At 35.2% G+C, this 14,824-nt stretch carries 12 protein-coding genes; 3 read left to right on the forward strand and 9 right to left on the reverse strand.

Annotated elements, in window-relative coordinates; all coding sequences use genetic code 11:
* Positions 1–5: 5 nt before the first annotated feature.
* The 5 genes from BUC16_RS01580 to BUC16_RS01600 form a co-directional block, all read right to left on the reverse strand.
* Entirely contained in the window at positions 6–701 is a 696-nt protein-coding gene (locus BUC16_RS01580; protein WP_073367423.1) for a response regulator, read from the reverse strand.
* A 3-nt stretch (positions 702–704) separates the two neighbouring features.
* Positions 705–2,735 (reverse strand): tetratricopeptide repeat-containing sensor histidine kinase, encoded by a 2,031-nt coding sequence (locus tag BUC16_RS01585; RefSeq protein ID WP_073367424.1) that lies wholly within the window; start codon positions 2,733–2,735, stop codon positions 705–707.
* 115 nt (positions 2,736–2,850) lie between these two features.
* Positions 2,851–3,132, reverse strand: coding sequence for a hypothetical protein (locus BUC16_RS01590; protein WP_073368632.1), 282 nt, complete (start codon positions 3,130–3,132; stop codon positions 2,851–2,853).
* Between the two features lie 179 nt (positions 3,133–3,311).
* The gene (locus BUC16_RS01595; protein WP_073367426.1) at positions 3,312–4,148 is read right to left on the reverse strand and encodes a LytR/AlgR family response regulator transcription factor; all 837 of its coding nucleotides are present in this window, start codon (positions 4,146–4,148) and stop codon (positions 3,312–3,314) included.
* Between the two features lie 292 nt (positions 4,149–4,440).
* Positions 4,441–5,982: a glycine--tRNA ligase gene (locus tag BUC16_RS01600; RefSeq protein ID WP_073367428.1), complete on the reverse strand. Its 1,542-nt coding sequence runs from the start codon at positions 5,980–5,982 to the stop codon at positions 4,441–4,443.
* Positions 5,983–6,079: 97 nt separating this feature from the next.
* Here BUC16_RS01600 and BUC16_RS01605 point away from each other — a divergent pair, with 97 nt between their 5' ends.
* Together BUC16_RS01605 and BUC16_RS01610 are read left to right on the forward strand one after the other, a co-directional pair.
* Positions 6,080–6,763 (forward strand): ComF family protein, encoded by a 684-nt coding sequence (locus tag BUC16_RS01605; RefSeq protein WP_073367429.1) that lies wholly within the window; start codon positions 6,080–6,082, stop codon positions 6,761–6,763.
* 193 nt (positions 6,764–6,956) lie between these two features.
* Positions 6,957–8,615: an Ig-like domain-containing domain gene (locus BUC16_RS01610; protein WP_073367431.1), complete on the forward strand. Its 1,659-nt coding sequence runs from the start codon at positions 6,957–6,959 to the stop codon at positions 8,613–8,615.
* Here the strand turns inward: BUC16_RS01610 and BUC16_RS01615 are convergent.
* The 4 genes from BUC16_RS01615 to BUC16_RS01630 form a co-directional block, all read right to left on the reverse strand.
* The gene (locus BUC16_RS01615; RefSeq protein WP_073367433.1) at positions 8,604–9,371 is read right to left on the reverse strand and encodes a nitrilase family protein; all 768 of its coding nucleotides are present in this window, start codon (positions 9,369–9,371) and stop codon (positions 8,604–8,606) included. The two genes, BUC16_RS01610 and BUC16_RS01615, sit on opposite strands and share 12 nt — an antisense overlap.
* Before the next feature lie 91 nt (positions 9,372–9,462).
* Positions 9,463–10,224: a succinate dehydrogenase/fumarate reductase iron-sulfur subunit gene (locus BUC16_RS01620; protein ID WP_073367434.1), complete on the reverse strand. Its 762-nt coding sequence runs from the start codon at positions 10,222–10,224 to the stop codon at positions 9,463–9,465.
* A 7-nt stretch (positions 10,225–10,231) separates the two neighbouring features.
* Positions 10,232–12,241, reverse strand: a complete 2,010-nt coding sequence (locus tag BUC16_RS01625; protein WP_073367436.1) for a fumarate reductase/succinate dehydrogenase flavoprotein subunit — start codon at positions 12,239–12,241, stop codon at positions 10,232–10,234.
* 108 nt (positions 12,242–12,349) lie between these two features.
* Entirely contained in the window at positions 12,350–13,018 is a 669-nt protein-coding gene (locus BUC16_RS01630; protein WP_073367438.1) for a succinate dehydrogenase cytochrome b subunit, read from the reverse strand.
* 450 nt (positions 13,019–13,468) lie between these two features.
* Between BUC16_RS01630 and BUC16_RS01635 the strand changes: the two genes are divergently transcribed.
* Positions 13,469–14,761, forward strand: a complete 1,293-nt coding sequence (locus tag BUC16_RS01635; RefSeq protein WP_073367439.1) for an aminopeptidase P family protein — start codon at positions 13,469–13,471, stop codon at positions 14,759–14,761.
* The last annotated feature ends 63 nt before the right edge of the window (positions 14,762–14,824 follow it).

Here is a 14,824-nt window from a genome sequence, read left to right on the forward strand (position 1 = left end):
AAAAATTAGAAGAGCAAACCTTTGTTTTTCGCTTCTCTTACTAATTCAATATCACTTTGATCTTGTACATCCAATAATTTTTTTAGACTTAATTTTCTTTTTTCAATGGCCTCTAAAGATATTGGAACATATTGGGGAATGTCTAATGTTTTTGTCCCTTTTGATATGTGAAACAAAATTTGTTTGTCAAATAAATCAATTTCTATGGCATCTTGTTGGGCTAAATCTAACATCTTTTGAATGGATTGACTGTAATAAATTTCATTTTTTATCACTTTGTCAAACCCGAAAAGCAGCTCGTCAAATGTCAAATCATTTTTTATAACCAATCCGTTAGGATTTATTGTATCGATAATATTCTTTATTTTCAACTCTTCCGTGTACATTGTCAACAAAATGATTTTGCAATTTGGCATAAATTCCATTAGCAATTTCGCCAAATCTTCACCAGAATGAAGTCCTTTTTCTTCATAAGTCGGCATACTAATGTCTAAAAATGCAATGTCAAATGCCGTTGTTTCTGGATTGGTAATAATTTCGTAGGCAGATTTACAATCAATGGCTTGAGAAATAGAAAATTCAAACTCATTTGGATTGTATCTGGTAATACCATTCTTGTAACCTTCAATTATAAATGGATGATCATCAACAATTAATATGTTTTTTTTAATTATTGCTTCTCCAATTGAATCATTCATCATTTCTTACTGTTTTATATTTGGGACTGTAACTGTAATAATTGTTCCTTCTCCTTTTTTGGATTTTATTTCAAATGTTCCTCTGCATTCATTAATTCTGGAAAGCATATTTTGCAAGCCAATTCCTTTTTTTGCCCTGTTTACATTGAACCCTATTCCATCATCGCTTATTTGCAAAAACAAATTGTCGGTTTCTTTTTTGAATTCTACCTTGACAACGTTGGCATTGGCATATTTATTAATGTTTTGAAGCGATTCTTGAATAATGCGATATAAATTAATTTTTACGGCATTACTAACAGCTTCCCATTTTATGCTTGAGTCAATATTTGAAACCAATTTTGCTTTAAAAGTGTTTTTTTGTTCTTCAAACAAATTGTCTACGATGGCAACGAAGTTATTAATTAATTCTGATTTCTCCCTATTCAAATCATGTGAAATTTCACGAATGTCTTGTTCTATGTTTTTTAATTCCGTTAAGTAACTGTTTCTTTGAACAGAAGCACTTTCATCATGAATTTTATTCAAACTGTCCAGATTCATCCTCACGCCAAACATTCTTCCCAACACGCCATCATGTAATTCTTGAGCAACTCTCTTTTTTTCCTTTACCCTTATTGTTTCAACGTCATTTTGTTGTGAAATCATTAAATTATAGATTTCCTCATTTGCTTTTTGCTGTTCTTGCTTGTACAATAACTCCCTGTTTTTGGCTTTTTGCGCTTTAATGATATATAAAAACATCCCCAAAATTAAAACCGAACCAAAGATGTAAACCAAGTTCCTGTTTTGAGTCGTTAAATCCGAATTTTCTTGTTTAATTTCATCCGTTTCATATTCGATACGAGAGAATTTATCAGCAATTTTTCGATCTGCTTTTTGTAGACTGTCGTTGATTTGAATGTATTCTTTATTATAAGAAGCTGCTTTTGTTGGTTCTATTATAGACAATTGTTTTAAAGGCAATAATAAATTTCTAAAATTTTTGGAATTTCGAGCTACTGCTAAAGCTTTGTTTGAATATTGCAATGCTTTTATTGTATCTTTATTAGAAGCGAAATATTCCGATAAATGAATTTGACTAATAATAATTCCTGAAGTCAAATGCAGACTATCTCTTATTTTGAGTGACTCATAAAACAACTCGGGAAGTCCTTCTGCACTCTTTAATTTATATCTTGAATAACCTAAATTATCCAATAACATCCCATAAAGAGATGGTTTATATATAATTAAATCTTCTTTCTGTTCTAACCCTTTTTGAAAATAAGGTACTGCAAGTTTGTGTTGATTTAGATTTTGGTATACTAGACCTAAATTATTCATTGATGTCGCTTTCGATTGAATTCCTATAGGTATTTCTTCATCATTTAACTTTAAAGCCTTTGTGTGAAATTCAATAGCCGTACCAAAATCTCCTTTTTCATTATATATTAACCCCAATAGGTTATAACACTCATAAAGTATTTCATTTGCATTTTTTTCTTTGTTGACACTCAAGGCTTTTAAGACCGACATTTCACTTCCAGCCAAATCAATTTCATTATATTGCAACAATGCTTTTTTTAGTCTAGTTCTAGCAAGATTCAAATTATCATTAAGATGGACAAACATTTTTTCCGCTTTTAAATACGAACTAAAAGCTGAATCCGAAACTCCTTGAGAGCCATAATAATCCCCTAAATAAGTATAAGCTTTAGCAATATTTACAGTATCCTTACTACTTATTGATTTTTCTAAAACCATTAATGTAATTTTATGATACCCCTCCCAATCATCCAAGTTATAATAACGATTGGCTACTCTAAATAAATTTACTTTTTGTAGTGAGTCATTAGGCTGATTGATAATAATATTGAATGCTTTTTCGATATAATCTTGCCTTTTCATAGCGGCCGAACTAAAATCATTTGCCTTAGAAAGATAGGTAGCAAGACTATCCTCTTGTAAAGTAAGAGTGTTTTTTTCTGAATTTTTCTTGGTACAAGCAACGAAGGCAACCAGAAATAGTATAATTATGTAGTAAGTGTTTTTCAATAGTTCATCTTGAATTGCCTCAAAAATACTAAAACTATTGACACAAAAAAAGGCTATCAAAAATTTGATAGCCTAATAACTTTTTATTAGAGAATATTTATATGCAAATATAATATTAGTCTAATATCTTTCCTCCTCCTGCTGATCCTGACCCAACAGCATCAAGTATCTTTCCTCCTCCTGCTGATCCTGATCCAACAGCATCAAGTATCTTTCCTCCTCCTGCTGAACCTGATCCAACAGCATCAAGTATTTTTCCTCCTCCTGCTGATCCTGATCCTACAGCTTGAATAGTTGTATTATTGTTTACAGTTACTTTGTTAGTTTCAGGTGTAGTAAATGATGTCAATATCATTACTAATGATAATAATCCGATTGCAAAAATTGATTTTTTCATAATAGTTGGGGTTATATTGTTATAAGGTTTTACGTTGTCTTTGTGACCTGTATATATCACAGTATCACGATGTAAAACTACATAGCTTATCTTTATTTTTGTAGTAAAAATGGGCGTTTGTGGTAGAATGATGTCGTTTGATAGTGAATGACTATCAAATTAGGGTAGATGGTTATTTTTTAAATTTCCAAATAATTACCATTGGCAAATTCGGAGATAATAAGATCCACATTTTCCTTGTAGGATTTGGAAAATGGGAGTTTTGTAGCAGTATTTTTGATATAACATACCGCATTTCCTGTATGAATTCTGGAAATATAATTACGGTTTACAATATAACTGTTGTGAATTCTGGAAAAAGGATGAGGCAAAACACCTTCGAAATGCTTCAATGTTTTAAAAGCGGTAATCATTTCACCATTATTTAGATGAATGTCCGTAGAATTATTGTCTGCCTGGAAATAACAAATATCCCTGGCGTCAATATACCTGTAATCGCCATAGGATTTGATACACAAAACAAGAGGTTGCTCACTATTTTGAATTACTGCTTGCTCAGAAGACTTTGCAACTTGCTCTTCCTGAATCTTTGGTGTTGGAGCAAGAGCTGGCGTTGGAGCCCAAAAAACTTCGTCTTCACCAATCGATTTTTTCAATTTTAATAGCGATTTCACCAAATCAATACGTTGCACCGGCTTAATCACATAATCGGCTACTTCATATTGTATAGCATCAAAGGCCAAATCTTTCTTGGTTGTCGTAATAATGATTTTAGGAACAACCTTCAAATACCGATGCAATTCATTGATAAGTGCCAATGACAAATTACTCGTTTTATCGGCTGGATCAATTTCGAGAAAGATTAATTTTGGAGTATGTTCTAATATAAGATTTAAACCATCCGCATAGTTATTAGCAGAAGCCACGAAAACCAGCTCCGAAAAACCCTCAGCAATTGCTTGGGTTTTCAAAACACTTTCTTGATTGTCGTCAATAATAATGTACGGGTAATTCATCAATGTTTTGTCCTAATTTGTTAGGCATAACATTAGACCTTTAAAGTAAAACACTTTAAAATATTAAGTATTGTAGGTAGTTTGGGGAAACTAATCAAACAAAAACTTCAATTTTTCAATAAAAAGTCTTGTTTAACAAGATAAAAATAAACATTTACACCTTTTTCCATATATATTGTTAATATCTATGGAACAAATTGTTAATACATTAAAATTAACTGCAAATAAATCCGATAAACTACAAAAAAGGCTTCTCGATTGAGAAGCCTTTTTTATATAAACGAATATTTGATTACATTTTCATCAACCAATTTTTCATCGAAACTTCATCTTCGATAATTGATTTCAAGTCAGCGATTTTCACACGATCTTGTTTCATAGTGTCTCTGTGACGAATGGTTACCGTTTGATCTTCGATAGTTTGGTGGTCCACTGTGATACAGAAAGGAGTTCCCAAAGCATCTTGTCTTCTGTAACGACGACCTACAGCATCTTTTTCATCATAAGCCACATTGAAATCCCAACGCAAATCTTCGATAATTTTGTTGGCGATTTCCGGCAATCCGTCTTTTTTAACCAATGGTAAAACGGCAGCTTTTGTAGGTGCAAGAACAGCAGGTAATTTCAATACTGTTCTGGTTGAACCGTCTTCCAATGTTTCTTCTTTTAATGAAGTAGCGAAAACCGCCAAAAACATTCTGTCTAATCCTACTGAAGTTTCTACCACATAAGGAACATAATTTTGGTTTAATTCAGCATCAAAATACTGCAATTTTCTACCAGAATATTGTTCGTGAGCTTTTAAGTCAAAGTCAGTTCTGGAGTGAATTCCTTCCAATTCTTTGAATCCAAAAGGGAAGTCAAACTCTATATCAGCGGCTGCATTGGCATAATGTGCCAATTTTTCGTGATCGTGAAAACGGTATTTTTCTCTTCCTAATCCAAGAGACAAATGCCAGTTCAAACGAGCTGCTTTCCAATGTTCGTACCATTGCATTTCTTCACCTGGACGCACGAAAAATTGCATTTCCATTTGTTCAAATTCACGCATACGGAAGATGAATTGTCTGGCAACAATTTCGTTTCTGAATGCTTTTCCAGTTTGGGCAATTCCAAAAGGAACTTTCATTCTTCCTGATTTTTGTACGTTCAAGAAGTTTACAAAAATACCCTGAGCTGTTTCCGGACGTAAATATAAATCCATTGCCGTATCAGCAGAAGCTCCTAATTTGGTTCCGAACATCAGGTTGAATTGACGTACTTCAGTCCAATTTCTGGAACCTGATTCCGGACAGGCAATTTCTAATTCTTCAATTAACGCTTTTACATCTTCTAAATCTCCCGAACCTAAAGAACGTGCCATTCTTTCGAGAATTTCTCTTTCTTTAGCCAAATACTCAACCACTCTTGCATTAGTTGTAATAAACTCTTGTTCGTTGAAAGCTTCTCCAAAACGAGTTTTCGCTTTTTCGATTTCTTTTTTGGCTTTTAAATTTAGCTTTTCAGCATAATCTTCAATCAAAACGTCAGCTCTGTATCTTTTTTTGGAATCTTTGTTATCAATCAATGGATCGTTGAAGGCATCTACGTGACCTGAAGCTTTCCAAGTTGTTGGATGCATCAATATTGCCGCGTCCAATCCTACGATGTTATCGTTCATTTGAACCATCGATTTCCACCAATATTCGCGTATGTTCTTTTTTAATTCTACTCCGTTTTGTGCATAATCATAGACTGCACTTAAACCATCGTATATTTCGCTTGACGGAAAAATAAATCCGTATTCTTTTGCGTGCGAAATTACATTCTTAAATAAATCTTCTTGTTTTGCCATAGTGGTGCAAAAATATAAAAAGTGAACTTAAAAAAAGAAACATTTTTAAAGTTTGAAACATTGATTTGCTTATTTTTATAAATAATATCGCCTTTTTATGTTCAAAAGCATTATCAATCTATTTTTTCCACCGGTTTGCGCCGGTTGTCATTCCCTTTTGGTATCGAATGAAAATGTGATTTGCACGCTTTGCCGACACAATCTTCCGCTGACGAATCATCATTTGAATCGAGAAAACGAAGCTTTCAAGAAATTTTACGGGCGAATTCCTGTTGAACATACTTCAGCATTATTGTATTTTCACAAAAAAGGAATCGTTCAGGAATTGATTCACAACCTGAAATACAAAGGCCAGGAAGAAATAGGAACAGTTCTTAGCGAATGGTATGCCGATGATTTGAAAAATTTGGAAATCCTGCAATCTGTCGATGAAATTATTCCGGTGCCTTTGCACAAAAGAAAACTCAGGGAAAGAGGTTACAACCAAGTGACTAATTTTGGAACAACACTTTCCATCGGCTTAAATATTCCGTATAACCCTAACCTTTTGGTTCGAAATATTTATTCCAAAACTCAATCCAAGAAAAACTTGTTGAATAGAAGTGAAGGGATCGACACCATTTTTGATGTTGCTTTTACCAAAAAAGATCACAACAAACATTTCCTTTTAATTGATGATGTCATAACAACCGGTTCCACTTTAGAAGCTTGTTCGCACGCATTGTTGAAAATTCCAGGAGCAAAAATCAGCATTGTTTGTATGGCGATGGCGCATTCTTGATTTATTGTTTAAAGTAAAAACATCTTGAAATGAGGAGGTTTTTAGCCCAGATGGAAACGGCATCCTTTTTCTTTTTTCTTTAAAAAGAAAAAGATATAGTGTACAGCTGGAAATAGCTCCCAATAAAAATTTAAAAGATTTCTTTTACAGCGAATATAATTGTTATTTTGTAGCTTCTAAATATCGATTCATTATGTTGAAAAACAACTTTAAATATATTCTGTTTCTGCTGGTTTTGGTAATGGCAAGTTGCGCCAAAAGAGGCAGCATCACTGGTGGTTTGAAAGACACTTTGGCTCCACAGTTGAAAATAAGTTTCCCGGAAAACTATAGCACGAATTTCAAAGCCAAGGAAATTAAATTGACATTTGACGAATACATCAAGCTTAAAGACGTGAACAAGCAATTGATCATTTCGCCTCCAATGAAACACGAACCCTTGATAACACCGACTACTGTCAGCAAATTTATTACCATAAAAATATTGGACACGCTTCAACCCAATACCACTTACAGTTTCAACTTTGGACAAAGCATAGAAGACAACAATGAAGGGAATCCATACAACCAATTCAAATATGTATTTTCGACGGGTGCTTACATTGATTCTTTGTCTATTGGAGGAACCGTTAAAGATGCTTACAACAAAGAGGTGGAATCATTTGTTTCCATTATGCTGTATGATATAAATGACAGCTTTAAAGACTCGGTAGTTTATAATGAAAATCCAAGATACATCACCAATACTTTAGACAGTTTGAAAACTTTTAAACTGGAGAATTTAAAGGCTGGAAAATATCTTTTGGTGGCGATGAAAGACTATGGTTCCAACAATAAATTCAATCCCAAAAAAGACAAAATCGGGTTTCACAAGGAGTTTATCACCATTCCGGGCGACACGGTTTATGAACTAAAAATATTTAAGGAAATTCAAGATTTCAAGGCTTCCAGACCTTATCAAGCTTCTAAAAACAGATTGGTTCTGCCTTATGAAGGAAAAACAAAAGACCCGAAAATTACACTCAAAAACGAAGAAACAGTTTTGCCAACCATTATTACCAAATTTCCAAAAAAAGATTCCCTTCAGGTTTGGTTTAAACCCCTAAAAGCAGATTCATTGGCTTTGGCCGTAACCAACGACAAATACAAAGCCAACTTCAAATTTAAAATCAAAGACCAGAAAAAAGACAGCGTAAACATTACCGCTGTTCAATCAGGTTCCATAAATTTAAAGGATCGATTTACTTTGACAAGCAACACCCCTTTGGATAAATTTGATCATTCAAAAATGAAACTGATTAACAAGGATTCCGTTTCGGTAGATTTTAAAACCGAATATGACGAATTCAATCAGCGATTGTTTTTTGATTTCAAGAAAGAACCAGCGGAAAGATATACTTTTAAAATTATGCCCGGCGCATTGACCGATTATTTAGGACAACCCAACGACACCTTGATTTATAATTTTTCGACGAGAGAATTGACTGATTACGGTAATCTTAAAGTGAATTTGCAGAACGTAAAACGCTTTCCTGTCATTGTTGAATTGACCAATGAAAAAGGGGATGTTCTTGCCACGGAATATTCCGAAAGCAGCTCTAAAGTCGAATTTAATTTGATTGAACCTTCTCTATTTTGGCTTCGTTTGATTTATGACGACAACAAAAACAAGGAATGGGATCCAGGTAATTACTTGGAAAAACGCCAAGCCGAGGAAGTGATTTATTTTTCGAAATCCATTGATGTTCGCGCCAATTGGGATGTGGATCAAACATTTGACGTGAGTATTCCCTACACACCGGAACCCAAAAAGAAAGAAGAGAAAAAGAAGCCGATTAAATCAGGATTTTAATTCGAAAGCATCTCTGTCGTTTAGAAAGCCTAGTTTTTTTCTGGCTTCGAGTAGTTTTTCTTTGTTCAATTCCACGATGAAAACACCTTCGGTTTCTTGTGGATCGAGAGTATAATTTCCAATGAAATCGACTGTTTGGGAATGTCCATTATATTCTAAATTGTTATCATCAAAACCGACTCTGTTTACACCAATGGTATAACACATATTTTCGACAGAACGGGCTTTAAGCAAAATATCCCAAGCTTGAATTCTTGATTTTGGCCAATTGGCAACGTAAATCAACACATCATACTCTTCGACATTTCGGGCAAAAACCGGAAAACGCAAATCGTAACATACCAGCGGACAAATTTTCCAACCGAGATATTCCACAACCAATTTTCCTTTGCCGGAAGTATAGACTTTATCTTCTCCCGCCAGGGTAAACAAATGTCGTTTATCGTAAAATTGGATTTCGCCTGACGGAAAAACAAACACCAATCGGTTGTAAAAATTATCGTTTTCCTTGACTACCAAACTGCCTGTGACAGCACTTCTTTTGGCTTTTGCCAATGATTGTAGCCATTGAATAGTTTCGCCTTGCATTGTTTCAAAAACAGCCTCAGGATTCATCGTAAAGCCTGTCGAGAACATTTCCGGAAGCACAATCAAATCCACCTTTTCAGCAATGACATTAATTTTTTCCTCGAAATGATTTCGATTGGCGGTTGGGCTTTCCCAAAGCAAGGATGATTGGATGAGTGCGATTTTCATAGTATAAAATTACTCAATTTTATCAAACAAAAAAACGTCCCAATTTCTTGGGACGTTTTTAGATTCTTCCTTTGTCAGAATGACAAATAGATTATTTCAAACTTGCTGACAAATATTCTCTGTTCATGCGAGCGATGTTTTCCAAAGAAATTCCTTTTGGACATTCCACTTCGCAAGCTCCAGTATTAGTACAGTTACCAAAACCTTCTTCGTCCATTTGACGAACCATGTTCAATACACGGTCTGTAGCTTCAATTCTACCTTGTGGCAACAAAGCATATTGAGATACTTTTGCTCCAACGAATAACATGGCAGAACCATTTTTACAAGTGGCCACACAAGCACCACAACCGATACAAGCAGCCGCTTCAAAAGCTTTATCTGCATCTTGTTTGTTAATTGGAGTTGCATTGGCATCGATAGTGTTTCCAGAAGTATTTACCGAAACGAAACCTCCCGCTTGTTGAATTCTGTCGAAAGAAGTTCTGTCTACAATTAAATCTTTAATTACAGGGAAAGCTGCAGAACGCCAAGGCTCGATAACGATTGTATCTCCGTCATTAAACATTCTCATGTGTAATTGACAAGTAGTGATTCCAGTATCTGGTCCGTGTGCACGACCATTGATATACAAAGAACACATTCCACAAATTCCTTCACGACAGTCGTGGTCAAATGCGATTGGTTCTTTTCTTTCGTTTACTAATTGTTCGTTCAATTGGTCTAACATTTCCAAAAATGAACTAGCCGTAGAGACATCGTTCAATTTGTATGTTTCCATTTTTCCTTTTTCTTTGGAGTTTTTTTGACGCCAAATTTGAAGGCTTATATTCATATTTTTTGCTGCGCTCATAATTTTTTTATTTGTAATTTCTTGCGGCTATTTTAATAAACTCGTATTTCAATTCTTCTTTGTGAAGTTCCGATTTTGTAACGTCGTATCCTTTGTTTTCCCAAGCTCCTACAAACGAGAAGTTTTCGTCATCACGAAGCGTTTCCCCTTCAGAATCCTGATACTCTTCACGGAAGTGACCACCACAAGATTCTTTACGTTGCAAAGCATCCATAGCCATCAATTGTCCTAATTCGATGAAATCGGCAACACGAAGTGCTTTCTCCAATTCAGGATTCAATTCGTCTGAACTACCAGGAACATAAACATCTTTGTAGAATTCTTCTTTTAAAGTAGCAATTTCGGCAATGGCTTCAGTTAAACCTTTTTCATTACGGCCCATTCCAACTTTATTCCACATAATGTGTCCTAAACGTTTGTGGAAATGATCCACGGTTTTAGATCCATTATTAGACAAGAATTTATTGATTTGCTCTTTTACACTATTTTCAGCAGCTACGAATTCTGGCAAATCAGTAGAGATTTTTCCAGTACGAATATCATCAGCTAAATAGTTAGAAACTGTGTAAGGCAATACAAAATATCCATCAGCCAAACCTTGCATCAAAGCAGAAGCTCCTAAACGGTTCGCTCCATGGTCAGAGAAGTTAGCCTCTCCTGCTACGAAACAACCCGGGATAGTAGATTGTAAGTTGTAATCAACCCAAACACCACCCATTGTATAGTGAACCGCAGGGTAAATTTTCATTGGAGTTTCATAAGGATTCTCATCCGTGATTTTTTGATACATGGTAAACAAGTTACCATATTTTTCTTCTAACCATTTTTTCCCTAAAGTAAGGATTTCCTCTTGAGAAGGATTGTGATTTCCTTTGGCGTAAGCTGTTTGCTTTCCTTTAGATTGAATCTCTGTAGCGAAATCCAAATAAACTCCTTCATTGGTATCATTAGCCTCAATTCCGCGACCTTCGTCACAAACTTCTTTTCCAGCTCTTGAAGCAACATCACGAGGAACTAAATTTCCAAATGCCGGATATTTTCTTTCTAAGTAGTAATCTCTATCTTCTTCAGCAATTTGAACTGGTTTTAATTTCCCTGCACGAATCGCTTCTGAATCTTCTTTTTTCTTTGGAACCCAAATACGTCCAGAGTTTCTTAACGACTCAGACATCAATGTCAATTTAGATTGATTCGTTCCGTGAACTGGAATACAAGTTGGGTGAATTTGAACGTAACAAGGATTAGCGAACAAAGCCCCTTGTTTGTGAATTTTCCAACCAGCTGTTACATTCGATCCCATTGCATTGGTAGAAAGGAAATAAACATTTCCGTATCCGCCTGTTGCAATAATTACAGCGTGAGCAGAATGTCTTTCTAATTCTCCAGTAATCAAATTACGAGCAATGATTCCACGAGCCTTTCCATCCACTTTTACCAATTCCAACATTTCGTGACGGTTGTACATATCGATTTTTCCTAAACCGATTTGTCTTGATAAAGAAGAATAAGCTCCTAACAATAATTGTTGTCCAGTTTGTCCAGCAGCATAAAAAGTACGTTGTACTTGTGTACCACCAAAAGAACGGTTGTCCAACATTCCACCGTAATCACGGGCAAAAGGAACACCTTGAGCCACACATTGGTCAATGATGTTTCCAGAAACTTCAGCTAAACGGTGAACGTTTGCCTCACGTGCTCTGTAATCTCCTCCTTTAATTGTATCATAAAACAAACGGAAAGTACTATCCCCGTCATTTTGATAATTTTTTGCAGCGTTGATACCTCCTTGTGCAGCGATTGAGTGCGCACGACGCGGAGAATCTTGGTAACAAAATGCTTTTACATTATAGCCCATTTCAGCAAAAGACGCCGCTGCCGAAGCTCCAGCCAATCCTGTACCCACAACGATAATATCTATTTTTGGTCGGTTGTTTGGAGCAACTAACTTTAAGTGATCTTTATAATCAGTCCATTTTTGTGAAATGTGACCTTCTGGTATTTTAGAATCTAGTTTCATATATGTGAAATTTTATTTGTCTTTGGTCATATATGTTATCGCCTTTTATTAATCGGTGTTTGCTTTCGCAAACTCGTTCTTTGTGGCGATTTCATTTATAGATTGATATTAATTATTAATAAGATGGTGAAATATTGCAATGAAAACAAATCCAGCTGGAACTATTACCGCAAATGAATAACAGATTGTATGCAATGATTTTCCAATTTTATTGTCAAATCCTATGGATTGCAAAGAAGACGTGAAACCGTGCCAAAGGTGTAATGCCAATAATATGAAAGCAACACTGTACAATCCTGTACGAACCGGACTTTCAAATTTAGCTACTAATTCACCATAGTATCTTGTTTCTTCGATAGCATTTCCTTCCACATACTTGTAAACCATTTCGTGAACCCAGAAATCATAAAAATGCAATCCCAAAAATGCCAACACCACCAACCCAGAAATAATCATGTTTCTTGATGCCCAAGTTGAGTTTGCCCCACCATCGAATTTTACATAAGCAATAGGTCTTGCGCTTTTATTTTTTAGCTCCAATACGAACCCCATAATGAAATGAAAAACAACTCCTGCAACTAAAATAGGCTGCATAACAAACTGGATTAAAGGATTATAACCCATAAAATGAGACATTTCATTGAAAGCATCTGCACTAAACACCGAAACCATATTAATAAAAAAATGTAATGCGAGAAACGAAATCAAGAAAATTCCAGAAAGTGCCATAGCCACTTTTTTGGCTATTGACGACTTCAACAACGTAGATTTTGCCATAAAAATTAAAAATAAATTATTTATAAAAGTTGGACAAAAGTAAAGAAAATAGTAAGGAACAACAACCTTTTTGACTCTATTTATAATAAGTCTAAAGTTCACCATTTAAGCGACTATCAAGCCTTTCCAGCAGCTCAGAATTTTATCAAATCATCATTATTGAATAGATGTTTTTATCATTTTTACGTATAACTACGTATTTTTTAAGATATACGTATTCCAACAAATCAAAAACAATGATTTTTGTCGACTCAAAAAATATTTATTAAACAAACAAAAATTAAAATGTTATTTTTCCTTTTTTGTTTCCAAAGTATTTACTTTTGAGTATTCGAAGTATAAAACATAAATTACAATGAAATCGCCACTAAATAGAAGTTTGCGTATGCAAACACCAATAAATAAAAAGGCGATAACATTTATGATCGCTGACAAATAAATTTTACATAAATGAAATACCATCAAATCGACCGACAACTTTTTATTAAAAACCGCGCCAAATTCACGGCTCAAATGAAGCCAAATAGCGTGGCAATTTTCAATTCCAACGATATTTATCCTGTTTCTGCCGACAGCACTTTGCCTTTTGCACAACACCGCGATATTTTTTACTTGTCCGGCGTTGATCAAGAAGAAAGCATCTTGCTGCTTTTCCCCGATGCACCTTATGAAAACCAAAGAGAAATGTTGTTTCTTAAAGAAACCAGCGAACACATTGCCATTTGGGAAGGCGAAAAACTGACCAAAGACCGAGCTTTTGAAGTTTCAGGAATCAAGACCGTGCATTGGTTGCAAGATTTCGAGAAAGTTTTGTTTGAACTAATGACGTATTCCGACACGATTTACATCAACACCAACGAACATTATCGTGCCACCGTGGAAACCGAAACCCGCGAAGCCCGTTTTGTAAAATGGTGGAAAGAAAAATATCCGGCACACGCTGTAGCCAAAAGCAATCCTATTTTGCAACGTTTGCGTTCAATTAAAGAAACCGAAGAATTGGATTTAATCCAAAATGCCTGCAACATTACCGAAAAAGGTTTCAGAAGATTACTCCCTTTTGTAAAACCCAACGTAACCGAATACGAAATCGAAGCCGAATTGATTCACGAATTCATCCGCAATCGTTCCAAAGGTTTTGCCTACACGCCCATTATCGCTTCGGGAAATAATGCCAATGTGTTGCATTATATCGAAAACAACCAACAATGCAAAGCTGGGGACTTGATTTTACTGGACGTAGCCGCCGAATACGCCAATTACTCCAGCGATTTAACACGAACGATTCCTGTTTCTGGTCGTTATAACGAAAGACAAAAAGCGGTTTACAATGCAGTTTTACGAGTAAAGAATGAAGCTACCAAAATGCTGACTCCAGGGACACTTTGGAAACAATACCACATTGAAGTGGGCAAAATAATGACTTCTGAATTGCTTGGTTTAGGACTTTTGGACAAAGCCGACGTGCAAAACGAAAACCCGGATTGGCCAGCCTACAAAAAATATTTTATGCACGGCACTTCCCATCACATGGGACTCGACACCCACGATTACGGAAAACTAACCGAACCGATGCAAGCCAACATGGTTTTCACGGTAGAACCTGGAATCTACATTCCAGCCGAAGGTTTCGGAATCCGATTGGAAGACAATGTGGTTGTTCAAGAAACTGGCGAGCCGTTTAACCTAATGCGAAATATCCCGATTGAAATTGAGGAAATTGAGAGTTTGATGAATTCTTAAATTAGAAAAAAGAATATAGAGGAAAGAAAATAGACGGTTTGCAGTAATGTGAGCCGTTTTGTT

Origin of the sequence: Flavobacterium fluvii (assembly GCF_900129545.1) — a bacterium.
GTDB lineage: Bacteria > Bacteroidota > Bacteroidia > Flavobacteriales > Flavobacteriaceae > Flavobacterium > Flavobacterium fluvii.

Coding starts and splice junctions, on each gene's coding strand:
- BUC16_RS01610 (WP_073367431.1), top strand. CDS start 6,957: ATGTTGAAAAACAACTTTAAATATATTCTGTTTCTGCTGGTTTTGGTA.
- BUC16_RS01615 (WP_073367433.1), bottom strand. CDS start 9,371: ATGAAAATCGCACTCATCCAATCATCCTTGCTTTGGGAAAGCCCAACC.
- BUC16_RS01635 (WP_073367439.1), top strand. CDS start 13,469: ATGAAATACCATCAAATCGACCGACAACTTTTTATTAAAAACCGCGCC.
- BUC16_RS01600 (WP_073367428.1), bottom strand. CDS start 5,982: ATGGCAAAACAAGAAGATTTATTTAAGAATGTAATTTCGCACGCAAAA.
- BUC16_RS01580 (WP_073367423.1), bottom strand. CDS start 701: ATGATGAATGATTCAATTGGAGAAGCAATAATTAAAAAAAACATATTA.
- BUC16_RS01630 (WP_073367438.1), bottom strand. CDS start 13,018: ATGGCAAAATCTACGTTGTTGAAGTCGTCAATAGCCAAAAAAGTGGCT.
- BUC16_RS01620 (WP_073367434.1), bottom strand. CDS start 10,224: ATGAGCGCAGCAAAAAATATGAATATAAGCCTTCAAATTTGGCGTCAA.
- BUC16_RS01625 (WP_073367436.1), bottom strand. CDS start 12,241: ATGAAACTAGATTCTAAAATACCAGAAGGTCACATTTCACAAAAATGG.
- BUC16_RS01590 (WP_073368632.1), bottom strand. CDS start 3,132: ATGAAAAAATCAATTTTTGCAATCGGATTATTATCATTAGTAATGATA.
- BUC16_RS01605 (WP_073367429.1), top strand. CDS start 6,080: ATGTTCAAAAGCATTATCAATCTATTTTTTCCACCGGTTTGCGCCGGT.
- BUC16_RS01595 (WP_073367426.1), bottom strand. CDS start 4,148: ATGAATTACCCGTACATTATTATTGACGACAATCAAGAAAGTGTTTTG.